The organism is Streptomyces sp. Ru72, assembly GCF_002920635.1.
Taxonomy (GTDB): Bacteria; Actinomycetota; Actinomycetes; order Streptomycetales; family Streptomycetaceae; genus Streptomyces.
The window spans coordinates 1-14,515 of record NZ_PQSR01000149.1; the positions used below are offsets into that span (position 1 = coordinate 1).

The following is a 14,515-nucleotide window of genomic DNA, read 5'->3' on the forward strand; positions in this document are numbered from 1 at the left end:
CACGAGGTCGTTGAGCCTGCCGGGACTCGCCACGACCACCTCCGCGCCACGTCGGAGCGCACCGGCCTGCTTGGTGATGGACAGCCCGCCGACCACGGTGGCCAACCGGAGGTTCACGGCCGTCGCGTAGGGGGTCAGCGCGTCCGCCACCTGCTGGGCGAGTTCACGGGTGGGCACCAGGACGAGGGCGAGGGGTGCCTTGGGTTCCGCGCGCAGTCCGGCCGTGCGGGCCAGGAGCGCCAGCCCGAACGCGAGGGTCTTGCCGGAGCCGGTGCGTCCCCGTCCCAGCAGGTCACGGCCGGCCAGTGAGTTGGGCAGCGTGGCGGCCTGGATGGGAAAGGGGGTGGTCACGCCTTGTGCGGTGAGGGTCTTCAGCAGCCCCTCGGGCATGTCCAGACCGGCGAAGTCCTCGACGGCGGGAAGTGCGGGTGTCGTGCTTTCCGGCAGCCGGAATTCCCTCGGGGACGACGGGGACGGCGGGGATGACGAGGTACGCCGGTTCGGCTTCTGGGGCCTACGGGGCATGCAGTTGTCTGCCTTCCTGGAAAACAGCACAAACCGGGGTCCGCACCATGGCGGTGCGGACCCCGGTGAGCGGATACGCGTCCGGCGATCAGGCGGGGAGGATGTTCTCCGCCTGCGGGCCCTTCTGGCCCTGCGTGACGTCGAAGGAGACCCGCTGGCCCTCCTGGAGCTCACGGAAGCCCTGGGTCTGAATGTTCGAGTAGTGCGCGAAGACGTCGGGGCCGCCGCCGTCCTGCTGGATGAAGCCGAAACCCTTTTCGGCGTTGAACCACTTAACGGTTCCCTGTGCCATGACCTTTTCCTTCTGTAGGCAGAGGCCCCATCCGGAGGTGCCGGAAAACAAATAATGCGCCTGAAGGAGAAACATTCCCGTCAGGCGCACATGGGTTCATGGGTACCACAACTGCAACACCGAGACTCTAGCACGGTTCGGCGGCCCTTGGTGGACGACCGAGGCGCGCGTCGGGGTCTCTCAGGGCACTCGCTGATCGTGACGTTCGCCTGGCCTCGCCTTCTCCTCCACTCGGGGGCGCGGTGACGCCCCGCCGCCGTCACGACTCCGCCGAGGCCGCCGCCTGGTCCTCGGTGGGGATGCGCAGGCGGCCGGCCACGGTGGTGAGGGCCGATCCCAGCGGGAGCGCGACCCGGGTCAGGGCGTGTCGGTCGCCCCGGGTCGGATCCCGGTTGACGATCAGCACCGGCTTCCCGGCCTGGGCCGCCTGGCGGACGAACCGGAGCCCGGACATCACCGTGAGTGAGGAGCCCAGGACCAGCAGCGAGGCGGCTTCACGGACCAGCTCGCGGCAGTGCTCGACCCGCTGCTGCGGAACGCCTTCGCCGAAGAACACCACGTCCGGTTTGAGGACGCCGCCGCAGATCGTGCAGGGCAGGACGCGGAAGTCCCCGACCTGTTCGTCGGTGAGGTCGGCGTCACCGTCCGGGTTGATTCCCGCGGCCACCGGCTCGAAGCCCGGATTGGCCTCCTCCAGTCTCCGGGCGAGTTCGCTGCGCGGACTGAAGGCGCCGCAGGAGAGGCAGACGACGCGGTCCAGTGTTCCGTGGAGTTCCACGACGCCCTCGCTGCCCGCGGCCTGGTGCAGGCCGTCGACGTTCTGGGTGATCACACCCGAGAGCAGGCCGTGCCGTCCGAACGCGGCCACGGCCCGGTGCCCGGCGTTGGGGCGGGCGCGGCCGAAGGTGCGCCAGCCGAGGTGGCTGCGCGCCCAGTACCTGCGCCGGGCCTGGGCGCTGGCGGTGAAGTCCTGGTAGGTCATCGGGGTGTGCCGGCTCAAGCTCCCACCCTTGCCCCGGTAGTCCGGGATGCCCGACTCCGTGGAGATGCCCGCACCGCTGAGCACCAGCACACCGCCGGTGCTCAGTGCCTCGGCGATCGGCTCGACATTCGTGGTACCCGGCGGCAGGTCCTCGGTCGGCGTCCAGCTCAGAGTGGGGCGCATGCGCATGTCACCAGGGTACGAAACGGAGCGCATTCAGTCGTTCGCGCGATCAGCGGGACGGCGCCCCGTGCACGGCGAGGACCGGTGCGGGAGGAGGTGGAGCGGTCCAGGACCCTGGCACCCCCGTCAACGCTGCCGGAGCACGCCCGCGGCGCAGCTGCTTGGAGCCGCGCAGCCGGCACGCCGTGATCCCTCAGCTCTGGGCTCGGGCGACGAGCAGAGCCACGTCGTCCTCGCCGCCGGGCGGCCGGAGGACGTCCAGGAGGCGGTCGCAGACTTCTCCCAGATCCGAGCCGCGCACCTCCGTGAGGGCGCCCAGTAGGGTGCCCAACCGGGCGTCGATGGGTTCGCTTCGGGTTTCGACCAGGCCGTCGGTGTAGAGGGTGAGCTGATCGCCGGGGCGAAAGGCGATGGTGGTGGTCTCGAAGGGCACGCCTCCGACGCCGAGCGGCACACCGGTCGGCAGATCGAGGAGCTCCGCAGGCCGGCCGGGACGGAGCAGGGCCGGGGGCAGGTGGCCGGCGAGGCTGATGTGGCACTGGCCGTTGTCAGGGTCGTAGACGCAGTAGACGCAGGTGGTGATGGTCTGCTGGACGCTCTCGGTCAGGTGATCGAGGTGGCGGAGGGCTTCGGCGGGGGCGAGGTCGAGTTCGGCGAAGGCGCGGGTGGCGCTGCGGAGCTGACCCATGGTGGCGGCGGCGTTGATGCCGCTGCCCATGACATCGCCGACGACCAGGGCGGTCTTGCCCGCGTGCAGGGGTAGTGCGTCGTACCAGTCGCCGCCCACCTCGCTCGTGGCGCCGGCGGGCTGGTAGCGGCAGGCGATCCGAAGACCGGGCAGGTGCGACGGGGGCTCGGGGAGCAGGCTCCGCTGAAGGGTGAGCGCCGCGTGACGCTGGGCCTGGTACCCGCGGGCGTTGTCGATGCACACCGCCGCGCGGGAGGCCACCTCGCAGGCGAGGAAGACGTCGTCGTCGTCGAAGGGCGCGGGGTTGTGCGTGCGCTTGAGAGCGATGGCGCCGAGGATTTCACCGCGGGCCACGAGCGGTACGGCCAGGTAGGAGTGCACACCGGCCGCCGCCAGGAGGGAGGCGGCCTCGCTGTCGCGGGCGATGCGCCGCAGATCGCCGGGGGTGGTGTGGGGCACCAGGACCGGCTTGCGGGTGCGGACGCACTGGGTGATGAGGCGGTCGCTGCCGTAGGTGGCGAGTCCCCCGGGTGGGCCGACCGCGCGGACCGCATCTGTCGGGTGGGCCGCACCGATGGCGAGCACACGGAAGCGCGTCGGACCCGCGTCCGGCACGGTCCGTCCGTAGAGCAGGCTGTGGAGTACGTCGACGGTGGCCATGTCGGCCAGATCGGGTATGACGGCCTCCGCCAGCTCATGCGCTGTCGTTTCCAGATCGAGGGTGGTGCCCACCGAGGCGGAGACCTTGGCGATCAGGGCGAGGCGCTGTCGTGCCTGTGCCGCGTCGATGGCGGCTCGGTGACGCTCGGTGATGTCGATGACGAAATACGCCAAGCCCAGCACCCGCCCGGCGGCATCCTCCAGCCGGTAGTAGGAGACGGACCAGGCATGCTCATGATCGGGATCATTTGGGGGGTGGCAGACGATGTGCCGGTCCACGACTGGTTCCCCCGACTCGAGGACACGGCGGAAACGCGTCTCGACATTCCCCCTGTCCAGGAAGGTCAGTACCTCCCCGGCCGGCCGGCCCACCCGCTCGGCGGCGGGCAGGCCAGTGATGCGTTCCAGAGCCGGATTGACGGTCACGTAACGCAGCTCCGTATCCAGGATGGCCAGCCCGATCGGTGACTGGGACACCAGGCGCGAGGTCAGGGCGACGTCCCGCTCCACCCGACGCACCGTCGCCTGGTCCGCGGCCAGGCCGAGGGCATACGTCTCCCCGCGGTCGTCCAGCAGCCGCATGTTGCGGAACTCCACCAGGCGGGTGCTGCCGTCCTTGTGCCGGATCGGGAACGCCCCGGCCCAGTCGGCGCCCGACTCCATGACCTCGGCGAAAAGCTTGATCACCTCGTCCCAGTGCTCCTCATGGACCATCAGCCGCGCGGCGAACCGGCCCAGCGCCTCCGCCGCGGTGTAGCCGAACAGCTCCTCGGCCTTGGGGCTCCAGAACACCACCCGACCGTTCGCGTCCAGCACCACGGCCGCGACGCTCAGAAGGTCGAGCAGACCGCTCGGTGGGGCGGCAGCACTGGCCACCGGCTGGTCCCGGCCTGCTCTGGACGAGTCCAATGTGCCCATGCGCCGACCTCCTGCCCCACTCTGTACCCCGGATCGCACCGAAGCGTGGCCGCTGCCTCCCTTCATAGTCGCCCCAGGCCGAGGCGGCACATTCTGGATCGGCCGGCGGTCCGGGACCGGACGGGGTGCGGCGATGGAGGAGAGCGTGGCCCCAAGCGGTGTCCCCGTCCTTCTCGCGGACGCTGAAACGGCCGCCGGACCCGCCCGCGCCGGTGTCCGAGGGCGGCGGTAGCTTCCCCGCACGGACGAGAAGGCAGGAAGGACGGACCACACCGTGGACCAGCTGAACAAGGTGCTCGAGGAGAACCGCTATCCCGGACGCGGAGTCCTGTGGTGCAGAACTGTCGACGGCTCCCAGCTCGGCGCCTACTTCCTGACAGGGCGAAGCGCCGCATCACGTGCGCGATTGCTCTCCCTCGACGTCCACGGCGACCTGGTCGTCGCACCCGCCGACGAACGCGAGCATGACCACCTGCGTCACTACGCCGCGGCTCGGCAGAGCGGAGAATGGCTGGTCTTCGGCAACGGAGAACAGGTCGCCACCGTCGCCGACCGGGTCGCCGGCGGTCTGCCCCTGCCGCTGGCGCTCGGCGGACTGGACTACGAACCGGACCCGCCGATCTTCACCCCGCGCCTCACCGTGATCGCGGGCGGGCCCACCGGGGCCGACGCGTGGTTCGGCGCTGCGCGCCGCAGCAGCCTGGACCGCGCCTCCACCGACCGCATGACCTTGCAGGTGTCGAACCTCGAGCCCGGTGAGGGCATCCTCATGACGACCTACCGGTCCGACGGCCACACCATCGCCACTGGAACCCCGTTCCACGAGGTGCGTACGACAGCCGACAACCGCAGCGCCTTGTTGGAAGAACTCTGGTCGGCGCTCCGGCCCGACCTTCGGATCGCTGCTGCGGTCTTCGAGCCCGGCAGGCTCGACCGGGTCGACATCCTGCAAGCGTGATCCGGACCCCCGCTCGGCCCAGCGGGCAGGCGGCCCGTAAGCGTCGCTCATCGCGAAGGACTCCGCCGCAGTGCACGGCGACCGAACGGACCTCGATGTGCTGCCCGGCCTTTACGGGCGACGGCACCGGCGCCGACGTCGTGGCTGGAGCACTGGCCGCCCGGGCAGCTCCGCGTCGCGGGTGTGGCGCGGAGTGGGATCGCCCGGCTCCCAGTCGAATCACGGCCACACATGCGCGTGCAGGAACGGGTCGGGTTCCCCGGGACTTCCGGATCGGCCCGTCGGAAGGCGGGATCCAGCCGCTTGCGGGCACCCCGACAACCGAGCGCACCCGTCTGGCTATCGTGGCTCCGCGTGACCCATGCCGAGATCGAGATCACCGCTGAGCTGGTCCGGGATCTGCTGCACGACCAGCACCCGGACCTGGCCGGTCTCCCTTCGCGGCTCGGCGCGCGTGGCTGGGACAACCAGCTGTAGCGGCTCGGCGAAGATCTCGCCGTACGGCTGCCCTGGGCGACGTTGTCCGCGGACGCGCTGCTGCGCAAAGAGCACGAGTGGCTTCCCGCTCTCGCCCCGCGTCTTCCCTTGCCGGTCCCCGTCCCGCAGCGCCTCGGCGAGCTCTCCGAGCGGTTTCCGCGGCCTTGGATCGTCACCACCTGGGTGCCGGGAACGCCCGCCGATCGTGCCCCCGCCACGCGCGCTGCGGAGGCGGCCGGCACCCTGGCCGCTTTCCTGACGGCTCTTCACCGGCCTGCCCCCGAAGGGGCTCCGGCCGGCCGCGACCGAGGGGGGCCGCTGGCCGAACATGCCGAGGGGTTCGCCCGGCAACTGGCCTCGGCCGCCGAACTGGGGCTGATCCCCGACCCGGACGCCGTCCGCGCGGTCTGGGAAGACGCCGTCACCGCGCCCGACTGGACGGGGCCGGCACTGTGGGTTCACGGCGATCTGCATCCGGCCAACGTCCTCACCGCGGACGGCACCTTCTGCGGCGTGATCGACTTCGGCGACCTCTTCGCGGGCGATCCGGCCTGCGATCTCGCCGCCGCGTGGCTACTGCTGCCGGACGGCGCCGCCGGCTGCTTCCACGATGCTTATCGGCCGGCCCCGGACGCAGCGACCCGACGCCGCGCCCGCGGCTGGGCGGTGCTGAAAGCCCTCGCCTGCATCTTCATCGGAGAGGCAGGCGTCCACGGCCGTCCGGGTGGCAAGCGCACCTGGGGCCCACCCGCCCAGGCCGCGCTGCGACGCCTCACCGCGACGGCCCACGGCCCCGGCTCCCGAGCGCCGGAAGGAGCGGTTGTACTCGGGGGTCACCATGACGAACCCGTCGAACGAAGCGATCCTGGCCGCCCATGCCCGCGTGTGCGCGTGCCGAAGGCGGCCGTGCATGGCCCCCAGCGGCTCGTCCAGGTGGGGGAGCGGGTGGCCCTGCCCCGATCGAGCCCGCATCGAGGTGTGCAGGTGCACCGACCTGACCAGGCCTACCGTGACTCGCGGCAACGGCTGCGGAAGCGCGCGCCCGGGGTCTCCCGGGCGCGCGCTTCCCGCTGATCAGGCCCGGTACCGGTAGATGATCCGGCCGCGGGTCAGGTCATAGGGGCTGAGCTCCACGACCACGCGGTCGAACGGGAGGATCTTGATGTAGTTCTTCCGGATCTTTCCGCTGATGTGCGCGAGCACGTGGTGCCCGTTCTGCAGCTCCACCTTGAAGGTGGCGTTGCGCAGGCATTCGAGGACGGTGCCCTCGACTTCCAGGCCCTTCGCTGTTCTTGCCAATGTGTCTCGCTTCTCGATTCGGTGAGTCGGGTGGAGTCGGTCGGGTGTCGGTCGGTGGTCGGTGGTCGGTCGGGTCGTTTCGGTGCGTGGCAGGCGTCAGTGGCGCACCAGTTCCAGGTAGCTGCTCGATCGCCGGGCGCCGACGCCCTCGACCAGCGCGATCGCCGCGGCGTTGGATTCGTCCACCTCGGCCCAGGCGGAGTCGATCCCGTCCCGGTGCAGTGCGCCCAACGCGTGGGCCAGCAGCACCCGTCCGATGCCGTGTCGGCGCTGATCGGCCCGTGTCGCGATCAGCCCGATACGCGCCCGGCGGCGCACCGGCACGACCCGGACCAGACCGACGTACTCACCGTTTCGGACCGCGACCGCGTACTTCGACGGGTCCACCAGCGTGGACCCGGCCGGGCGGGGCAATACCTCGGCCGGCATGGTGCGCCAGCCGACGGTGGCCTCGACTTCCTCGCGAATCGCGCGGTCCAAGGCGCGCAGCAGAGTCTCGTCCGCCTCGCCGGCGGGCAGGATCGTCACGCCCGCCGGGAGTTGCAGCGCGCCGAGCGCGGCTTCGCGCGAGTCGGTGGGCAGGACGTACTCCCACTCACGGCGTCCGACGGTGAAGCCGAGCCGCTCCCAGCTCGACCTCAGGTCGTGGTCGGCCTCGCCGACCAAGGTGTGGAGGGGTTCGGGCAAGTCCGCCAGCATCGCGGCGGCGAGCTGGTCGAAGACCGCGTCCTGCCACACGTCGATGCTGATGAAGAGCCGCCCGTCGGGCCGGTGCGAGACATCGCCCTGGCCGACGACTCGATCGTCGGCCACGGCCTCCCACTGCGCCTCCGCGACCCGCGTGATCATCACAGTGTTCATAGGTGTTCGCCTTTCAGGAGTGCCTTGTTGGAGAGGCGCTCCCGACGACACCTGGGTCAGTCGCACACCGTGACGGAAAGGGGGAGCACCCACCTCGATACAGCGTTCACGGGTCCCACCTCCTCCGGTGACGTCACGGTCAACCGCAAGCTACCAGCTGGGTCATCATCCCGCCCAACGCTTTTCCGCCCGCCGTACGGGACGCTCCCGCCGTAACGGAATGTCCGTGTTCCGTAAGAGTTCGATGGTTCCGTGACGGGCAGGCGCCGAGTGGGATGGAGGGCATGAAACTGGGTCTCCTTCCGCCGGTTTCAAGGGCAGACTGCACGACGCCCGCACGGCGACCTCCGTCGGCCGGTGGCTGGGGGTGGCGTTCGCCCTCTGCTTCGTCACCGGACTGGTCAGTCACTTCATGCAACACCCGCCGGGCTGGCTGGCCGACAGCGTCCCGAGCCGCCCGGCGTGGGGCTATCGGCTCACTCAGGGGCTTCACGTCGCCTCGGGCATCGCGGCGGTCCCGTTGCTGCTGGCGAAGCTGTGGACGGTATATCCGCGGTTGTACGAATGGCCGCTGGTGCGGTCGGTCAGGCACGCCCTGGAGCGGCTGTCCGTCGGGGTGCTGGTGGCCGGTGCCGTCTTCGAGCTGGCGACCGGGCTGTTGAACACGGCGCAGTGGTACCCCTGGCCGTTCTCGTTCGTGCCCGTGCACTACGCGGTGGCGTGGCTGGTCGTCGGGGCGCTGCTGCTGCACATCGCGGTCAAGGCGCCGGAGATCAAGGCGCACTGGGCTCGCCGGTCGCCCGGGACGCTCGCCCTGCCCGCGCAGGACGGCCCCGACCGACGCTCGCTGCTGGCAGCGGTGGGCGCCGCTGTCGGGGTCGTCACACTGACCACCGTGGGCCAGTCCTTCACCCCGCTGAAGGAGTTCCTGCTGTTCGCACCCCGCCACCCGGACACAGGCCCGCAGGAACTGCCGGTCAACCGGACTGCCGATGCTGCGGGAGTCGGCGGGATCACTGCCGTGGCGTACCGCCTGGTGGTGGCCGGCCCGCAGTCGTACACCCTGACTTTGGACGAGCTGCGCGCCCTGCCACAGCACGAGGTCGAGCTGCCGATCGCCTGTGTCGAGGGCTGGAGCAAGTCGGCGCGCTGGACCGGCGTACGGGTCAGGGACCTGCTGGAGCGTGCCGGTGCGCCGGAACATGCGCGGGTGCGGGTGGTGTCGTTGGAGTCGAGGGGCGGTTACCGGGTGTCGGAGATGGGGCACAAGCACGCCCGTGACCCGCTGACCCTGCTGGCCCTGCGCCTGAACGGCGAGGAACTCGACCCGGACCACGGTTACCCGGCGCGGCTCATCGCTCCCGATCGGCCGGGCGTTCTGCAGACCAAGTGGGTCGGCGGACTGGAGGTGTCGGCATGAAGGTGCTGCGCGCGCTGGCGGGTACGGCGGGTGTCGCACTCATGGGGGTCGGGGCGTTCTTGCTGATGGACGTCCGCGACCTGGCGGGTGTGCTGGTGTGGCTGGGTGGGGCGGTCGTCCTGCACGATCTGGTGATCGCCCCGGCCGTGCTGCTGATCGGGCTGCTGCTGGTGCGCGGCGCTGCGCGCGGATCGGTCCGCGGGGCCCTACTGGTCGCGGGTGCGACGACCATGGTGGCGTTGCCCGTGCTGCTGCGGCCGGGCAAGAAGGTCAACTCGTCGGTGCTGCCGTTGGACTATCCGCGCAACTGGCTGATCGCACTGGTGGCCGTGGCCACGGTGACGGTGCTCTGGCTGGCCGTGCGCTCGTTGGGGCGCGCTCGCCGGCGGCCTGGCGGGTGACGTGCCTCATCCGGCCGAAGGGCAAACGGTCTTACGGGTGTCTTACGCGTCGCGGGCGGAAGCGGTGGAGCACCGGGGCGGCCGCCTAGCGTGACCGGATGCGATTCCTCCGTACCTGTCGCGTGACGGTCCTGGTGACCGCCGCTCCGCTGTCGTTGGCCGCCGCCGGTCTGCTGCATCCCCGGGATCTGACGGCGGCGACGGCAGGTCACTGGGCCGGACTGCACATCGCCCTGCTGCCTGTCTTCCCTTTCCTCGTGCTCGGATTGGTGGCCCCCTTGTGGGGCAGGCCGCGCCGTGATGCGGACGGGGCCTTGACGGTGGTCTCCTGGGCGGGATGTCTCTGTTTCGCCGCGTACTACTCGGGACTCGACGCGGTGGCCGGCATCGCCGCCGGCACGGTGGCGGACGACGGCGTCCGCGGCGCCACCGGACGACTGTTCGCCACCGGGGACGAGTTGGGCCGGGCCGGGGTGTACGGGCTGGCCGTGGCCTCGCTCGCCACGTGCGTGGTGCTCTGGAGGCGGCACGGTGTGCGGGTGCTGCCGGGTGCCGTGGTCCTCTTCGCCGCCTGCTGGTCGTTCGTCGACAGCCACATCTTCTGGCCCAAGGGCGTGTCGACCATGCTCGGCTTCGCTGTGGCCTTCGCCCTCCTGACGGTGGCGTCCCGGCCCACCGAGCAGGCGCGGGAGCCGGGAAGGCTTACGAACCCCTGACATCCTCGCGCCGGGCGACCCGCCGCCAGGGGCGCCGCATTACGTTCGGTGGCATGTTGATCCTGGTCACCGGCGGTGCGGGTTTCATCGGCTCGCACATCGTCACCGCCCTCATCGATGGTGGGCATGAGGTGCGCGTCCTCGACGCGCTGCTGCCCGCCGCCCACCGCACGGTCCCGCCGATCCCCGACGGGGTGGACTGGCGGCATGCCGACGTCCGTGACGGTGAGGCGGTGGCCGACGCCCTGCAGGGTGTCGACGCGGTCTGTCACCAGGCCGCGATGGTCGGCCTCGGCAAGGACTTCACCGACGCCCCGGACTACGTGGGCTGCAACGACCTGGGCACCGCCGTGCTCCTTGCCGGTATGGCCGAAGCCGGCGTGCGGCGCCTGGTGTCGGCGAGTTCGATGGTGGTCTACGGCGAGGGACGGTACGAGTGCTCGCGACACGGCGTCGTACGGCCCGGGCCGCGCCTCGTGGCCGACCTGGAAGCGGGGGGTTTCGAGCCTCCGTGCCCGTACTGCGGTGAGCCACTTGCCGCGGGCCTGGTGGGCGAGGACGCCCCGGCCGATCCACGCAACGTCTACGCGGCCACCAAGCTGGCGCAGGAGCACCTGGCCGCCGCGTGGGCGCGGGCGACCGGCGGGCGCGTCGCCGCACTGCGCTACCACAACGTGTACGGCCCGGGCATGCCGCGGGACACTCCCTACGCGGGTGTCGCCTCCCTGTTCCGGTCGGCGCTCGCACGCGGCGAGGCCCCGCGCGTCTTCGAGGACGGCGGGCAACGGCGGGACTTCGTCCATGTGCGGGACGTCGCCGGCGCCAACCTCGCGGCGCTGAACGGTGTGGACGGTCTGCCGGAGGGCGGCTTGCGGGCGTACAACGTCGGCAGTGGGGAGCCGCACACCGTGGGCGAGATGGCCGCAGCGCTGGCCGAGGCGCACGGCGGACCGACACCGGTCGTCACGGGGGAGTACCGGCTCGGCGACGTCCGCCACATCACCGCCTCCTCGCAGCGACTGCGCGACGAGCTCGGCTGGAAGCCGCATGTCGCCTTCGCGGAAGGCATGGCGGAATTCGCGGCGGCGGCCCTGCGGGCGGGGTGAGCTCGTCCGGTTCTCGGGTGAGCCTGCCAGGACCGGCCCGGCCACCTCCCGCCGGGCGGTCCTGCTTCCTGGTCGTCCTCAGACCGCTGCGGGCAGGTGCACCTCGAACCGGCAGCCGCCCGGAACGTTGCGCACCGCCGCGCGTCCCTGGTGGGCCTCCACGATGCCGCGCACGATGGCCAGGCCGAGCCCCGCGCCGGCCGGCGGTGTGCGGGCGTCGGTGCCGCGCCAGCCGGTGTCGAAGACCCGGGGCAGGTCCTCCGGCGGGATGCCGCCGCAGCCGTCCGTCACCGACAGCACGACCCTGTCGGCCTCACGGCGGGCCGAGACGGCGACCGTGCCGTCGGCGGGCGTCCGGCGGATCGCGTTGACCAGCAGGTTGGCAAGGACGCGGGACATCTCGCGGCCGTCGACTTCCACCGGCACGGGTTCGACTCCGTCGCCCACGAGCCGTACTCCGTGTTCCTTGGCCAGCGCGTCGACGCCGGCGATGGCGTCGCCGACGAGGTCGTAGACCGACATCCGGGCGGGGGACAGAGCGAGCACACCGGCCTGGATGCGGGAGAGCTCGAACAGGTCGCTGACCATGGCGCTCATACGGCCGACCTCCGCGCGGATGCGGGTGTGGTAGTCGCGGGGATCGTCGACCATGCCGTCCTCGAGGGCCTCGGTCATCGCCTGGAGACCGGCCAGCGGGGTGCGCAGGTCGTGGGAGATCCAGGCGACGAGTTCGCGTCGGGAGGCTTCCAGGGCCCGTTCGCGTTCCCGAGAGGCGGCGAGCTTGGCGCTGGTGGCAGCCAACTGGCGGCTGAGGTGGGCGAGTTCGGCGGTGGGTGCGAGGGTGGGCGGGGTGAAACTGCCGTCGTCTCCGAGGGCGCGGGTGGCCTCGGCCAGCTCCCGACTGCCCTTCACGACGCTGCGGCCCAGGATGAGCGTCACGACGAGCGAGACGACCGCTGCCATGGCGCACACCATCGTCACCACCCACAGGTCGTGGTCGGACAGGAACATCGCCCACGACACCAGCATGGTTCCGGCGAGCATGGCCGCCACCGTGACGGCGGCGACCACGACCAGGGAGGCGGCGACGGACCGGTTGCGCAGCGCCCGCAGGGCCGCCGCTCCCAGCAGTCCGGAGCCCCCCGCGCCGATCGCGGCGTACAGCGCGATGAGGAGCGTGTCACCGACCATGTCCTGCCTCGGCTTCCTGTGACCGGGGAGGGTCGAAGCGGTAGCCGACGCCCCAGACCGTGCTGATGAGGCGAGGGTGGGCCGGGTCGTCCTCGATCTTCTCGCGCAGCCGCCGCACGTGCACGGTGACGGTCGACAGGTCGCCGAACTCCCAGCCCCAGACCTGCTGCATCAGCTGCTCCCGGCTCGTGGCCTGCCCGGGGTGCCGGATGAAGAACTCCAGCAGATCGAACTCGCGGATGGTCAAAGCCAGTTCGGAGCCGTCACGGGTGGCGCGGCGGGCCGTGGGGTCCAGAGCGAGCGGGCCGGCGCGCAGCCAGGGCTCCGCCGTCTCGGACCGGAGGGCCGTGGACGTGCCGGCCCGGCGGAGCACGGACTCCACCCGCAACACCAGCTCCCGGGGGCTGAACGGTTTGGTCACGTAGTCGTCCGCGCCGACCTCCAGGCCGAGGATGCGGTCCTCCTCGTCGCCGCGCGCGGTCAGCATGATCACCGGGAGGGGGCCGGCCGCACGGATGCGGCGGCAGACCTCCAGCCCGTCCATGCCGGGCAGCATCAGGTCCAGCACCACCAGGTCGGGCTGGCGGGAGGCGGCCTGAGACACGGCAGCCGGGCCGTCGAAGGCCACGTCGACGGCGAAGCCCGCCCGGTCCAGATATCCCGCGACGACCTCGGAGACGGTCGGGTCGTCGTCCACGACAAGTACGCGTTTCACCCGACCGAGTCTCGCACCAGGGTCCCGCGGGGAACCGACGCACCGAACGACGTCAGCGATCCGTAAGGAGGCGACATCCTTTATGCCTGTTTTGCGTCCGTACTGTGAGTGAGGTGATCGAGACATCCCCCTCTTCTGTGGACGTCGTGCTGCCCTGCCTCGATGAAGCCGAGGCCCTGCCGTGGGTGTTGGAGCGGATGCCGCCCGGCTGGCGCGCGATCGTCGTCGACAACGGCTCCACGGACGGTTCCCCGGACATCGCCCGCGGCCTGGGTGCGCACGTGGTCAGCGAGCCGCGGCGCGGCTTCGGCGCCGCCTGCCACGCGGGCCTCACCGCCGCCACGGCCGACGTCGTCTGCTTCTGCGACTGCGACGCCTCCCTGGACCCCGGCCTGCTGCCGACCGTCGCCGGCCCTGTTCTCGACGGCGCAGCGGATCTGGTCCTGGGCCGTCGCCGCCCCACCGCCCGCGGTGCCTGGCCCGTACACGCCCGGCTGGCCAACCTGGAGCTGGCCCGTCTCGTCCGCCGCCGCACCGGCGTGCGCCTGCACGACTTGGGCCCGATGCGCGCCGCCCGCCGGGAAGCGCTGATGGCCCTGGACCTGACCGACCGGCGCTCCGGCTACCCGCTGCAGATGGTGGTCCGCGCCGCCGACGCCGGCTGGCGGGTGGCGGAGACCGACGTGCCCTACCGACCTCGTACGGGCCGTTCGAAGGTCACGGGCACCTGGCGCGGCACCTGGCAGGCCGTGCGCGACATGCGCGCCGTCCTGGCCGAGCCGCCGTACGCGGCCCCGGCCGTCGGCGCCGGGATCGCGGGAGGCGTCCGATGAACGCCCGCACCACGACCACCACGACCGCGGGCTCGCACACCCTGCTGGTCATCGCGAAGGAGCCGGTGCCCGGGCGTGTCAAGACCCGCCTCACCCCGCCCTACACCCCGCAGGAGGCGGCTGCCCTGGCCGAGGCCGCGCTGACCGACACGCTCAACACCATGCTCCAGGTCCCCGCCCGCCGCCGCGTGCTGGTCCTCGACGGAGCCCGCGGTCCCTGGCTGCCCCCCGGCTTCGAGGTCCTGCCCCAGGCGCCGGGCGGCCTCGACGAGCGGATCGCCGCCGCCTTC

14 protein-coding genes and 3 pseudogenes are annotated in these 14,515 nt (G+C 71.5%); 8 read left to right on the forward strand and 9 right to left on the reverse strand.

Features of this window, described 5'->3' with window-relative positions; translation table 11 throughout:
• From C3488_RS36735 to C3488_RS36750, 4 genes are all read right to left on the reverse strand, one after another.
• On the reverse strand, positions 1–525 hold a 525-nt coding region (locus tag C3488_RS36735), incomplete at its 3' end, for a DEAD/DEAH box helicase (protein WP_146068005.1).
• Positions 526–613: 88 nt separating this feature from the next.
• Positions 614–817, reverse strand: a complete 204-nt coding sequence (locus C3488_RS36740) for a cold-shock protein (protein WP_103845202.1) — start codon at positions 815–817, stop codon at positions 614–616.
• 259 nt (positions 818–1,076) lie between these two features.
• Positions 1,077–1,988, reverse strand: coding sequence for an NAD-dependent protein deacetylase (locus C3488_RS36745; protein WP_103845203.1), 912 nt, complete (start codon positions 1,986–1,988; stop codon positions 1,077–1,079).
• A gap of 187 nt (positions 1,989–2,175) precedes the next feature.
• On the reverse strand, positions 2,176–4,248 hold the full coding sequence (locus C3488_RS36750) for a SpoIIE family protein phosphatase (RefSeq protein WP_103845204.1): 2,073 nt from the start codon (positions 4,246–4,248) through the stop codon (positions 2,176–2,178).
• A gap of 274 nt (positions 4,249–4,522) precedes the next feature.
• Between C3488_RS36750 and C3488_RS36755 the strand changes: the two genes are divergently transcribed.
• Complete coding sequence (locus C3488_RS36755) at positions 4,523–5,206, forward strand: IMP cyclohydrolase (protein ID WP_258053875.1); 684 nt, start codon at positions 4,523–4,525, stop codon at positions 5,204–5,206.
• 354 nt (positions 5,207–5,560) lie between these two features.
• Positions 5,561–6,466: pseudogene (locus C3488_RS36760) on the forward strand (aminoglycoside phosphotransferase family protein); the annotation flags it as partial.
• Positions 6,467–6,535: 69 nt separating this feature from the next.
• On the opposite strand, the pseudogene C3488_RS36765 reads toward C3488_RS36760, so the two are convergent.
• The 3 genes and pseudogenes from C3488_RS36765 to C3488_RS36775 form a co-directional block, all read right to left on the reverse strand.
• Positions 6,536–6,655: pseudogene (locus C3488_RS36765) on the reverse strand (hypothetical protein); the annotation flags it as partial.
• A gap of 102 nt (positions 6,656–6,757) precedes the next feature.
• On the reverse strand, positions 6,758–6,982 hold the full coding sequence (infA, locus tag C3488_RS36770) for a translation initiation factor IF-1 (RefSeq protein WP_103845205.1): 225 nt from the start codon (positions 6,980–6,982) through the stop codon (positions 6,758–6,760).
• A gap of 96 nt (positions 6,983–7,078) precedes the next feature.
• Entirely contained in the window at positions 7,079–7,843 is a 765-nt protein-coding gene (locus tag C3488_RS36775; RefSeq protein ID WP_103845206.1) for a GNAT family N-acetyltransferase, read from the reverse strand.
• Between the two features lie 412 nt (positions 7,844–8,255).
• Here C3488_RS36775 and C3488_RS36780 point away from each other — a divergent pair, with 412 nt between their 5' ends.
• From C3488_RS36780 to C3488_RS36795, 4 genes are all read left to right on the forward strand, one after another.
• A complete protein-coding gene (locus tag C3488_RS36780) occupies positions 8,256–9,263 on the forward strand; it encodes a molybdopterin-dependent oxidoreductase (RefSeq protein ID WP_258053876.1) in 1,008 nt (335 codons plus the stop codon).
• Entirely contained in the window at positions 9,260–9,664 is a 405-nt protein-coding gene (locus C3488_RS36785; protein WP_103845208.1) for a hypothetical protein, read from the forward strand. The genes C3488_RS36780 and C3488_RS36785 overlap by 4 nt, the downstream gene beginning before the upstream one ends.
• A 98-nt stretch (positions 9,665–9,762) precedes the next feature.
• Positions 9,763–10,380, forward strand: a complete 618-nt coding sequence (locus C3488_RS36790; protein ID WP_103845209.1) for a hypothetical protein — start codon at positions 9,763–9,765, stop codon at positions 10,378–10,380.
• A 53-nt stretch (positions 10,381–10,433) separates the two neighbouring features.
• The gene (locus C3488_RS36795) at positions 10,434–11,486 is read left to right on the forward strand and encodes an NAD-dependent epimerase/dehydratase family protein (RefSeq protein ID WP_103845210.1); all 1,053 of its coding nucleotides are present in this window, start codon (positions 10,434–10,436) and stop codon (positions 11,484–11,486) included.
• Between the two features lie 78 nt (positions 11,487–11,564).
• Here C3488_RS36795 and C3488_RS36800 read toward each other — a convergent pair whose 3' ends face one another.
• Together C3488_RS36800 and C3488_RS36805 are read right to left on the reverse strand one after the other, a co-directional pair.
• A complete protein-coding gene (locus tag C3488_RS36800; RefSeq protein WP_103845211.1) occupies positions 11,565–12,677 on the reverse strand; it encodes a sensor histidine kinase KdpD in 1,113 nt (370 codons plus the stop codon).
• A complete protein-coding gene (locus C3488_RS36805) occupies positions 12,667–13,392 on the reverse strand; it encodes a response regulator transcription factor (protein WP_258053877.1) in 726 nt (241 codons plus the stop codon). Before C3488_RS36805 ends, C3488_RS36800 begins: the two co-directional genes overlap by 11 nt.
• A 116-nt stretch (positions 13,393–13,508) precedes the next feature.
• Here C3488_RS36805 and C3488_RS36810 point away from each other — a divergent pair, with 116 nt between their 5' ends.
• Entirely contained in the window at positions 13,509–14,225 is a 717-nt protein-coding gene (locus C3488_RS36810; RefSeq protein WP_374955487.1) for a glycosyltransferase family 2 protein, read from the forward strand.
• Positions 14,222–14,515 (forward strand): annotated as a pseudogene (locus tag C3488_RS36815) (glycosyltransferase); the annotation flags it as partial. The gene C3488_RS36810 and the pseudogene C3488_RS36815, both read left to right, overlap by 4 nt.

Excerpts from the sequence above, each read along its gene's own strand:
- C3488_RS36800 (WP_103845211.1), bottom strand. The coding sequence starts at position 12,677 with ATGGTCGGTGACACGCTCCTCATCGCGCTGTACGCCGCGATCGGCGCG.
- C3488_RS36795 (WP_103845210.1), top strand. The coding sequence starts at position 10,434 with ATGTTGATCCTGGTCACCGGCGGTGCGGGTTTCATCGGCTCGCACATC.
- C3488_RS36790 (WP_103845209.1), top strand. The coding sequence starts at position 9,763 with ATGCGATTCCTCCGTACCTGTCGCGTGACGGTCCTGGTGACCGCCGCT.
- C3488_RS36745 (WP_103845203.1), bottom strand. The coding sequence starts at position 1,988 with ATGCGCATGCGCCCCACTCTGAGCTGGACGCCGACCGAGGACCTGCCG.
- C3488_RS36785 (WP_103845208.1), top strand. The coding sequence starts at position 9,260 with ATGAAGGTGCTGCGCGCGCTGGCGGGTACGGCGGGTGTCGCACTCATG.
- C3488_RS36775 (WP_103845206.1), bottom strand. The coding sequence starts at position 7,843 with ATGAACACTGTGATGATCACGCGGGTCGCGGAGGCGCAGTGGGAGGCC.
- C3488_RS36740 (WP_103845202.1), bottom strand. The coding sequence starts at position 817 with ATGGCACAGGGAACCGTTAAGTGGTTCAACGCCGAAAAGGGTTTCGGC.
- C3488_RS36780 (WP_258053876.1), top strand. The coding sequence starts at position 8,256 with ATGCAACACCCGCCGGGCTGGCTGGCCGACAGCGTCCCGAGCCGCCCG.
- C3488_RS36750 (WP_103845204.1), bottom strand. The coding sequence starts at position 4,248 with ATGGGCACATTGGACTCGTCCAGAGCAGGCCGGGACCAGCCGGTGGCC.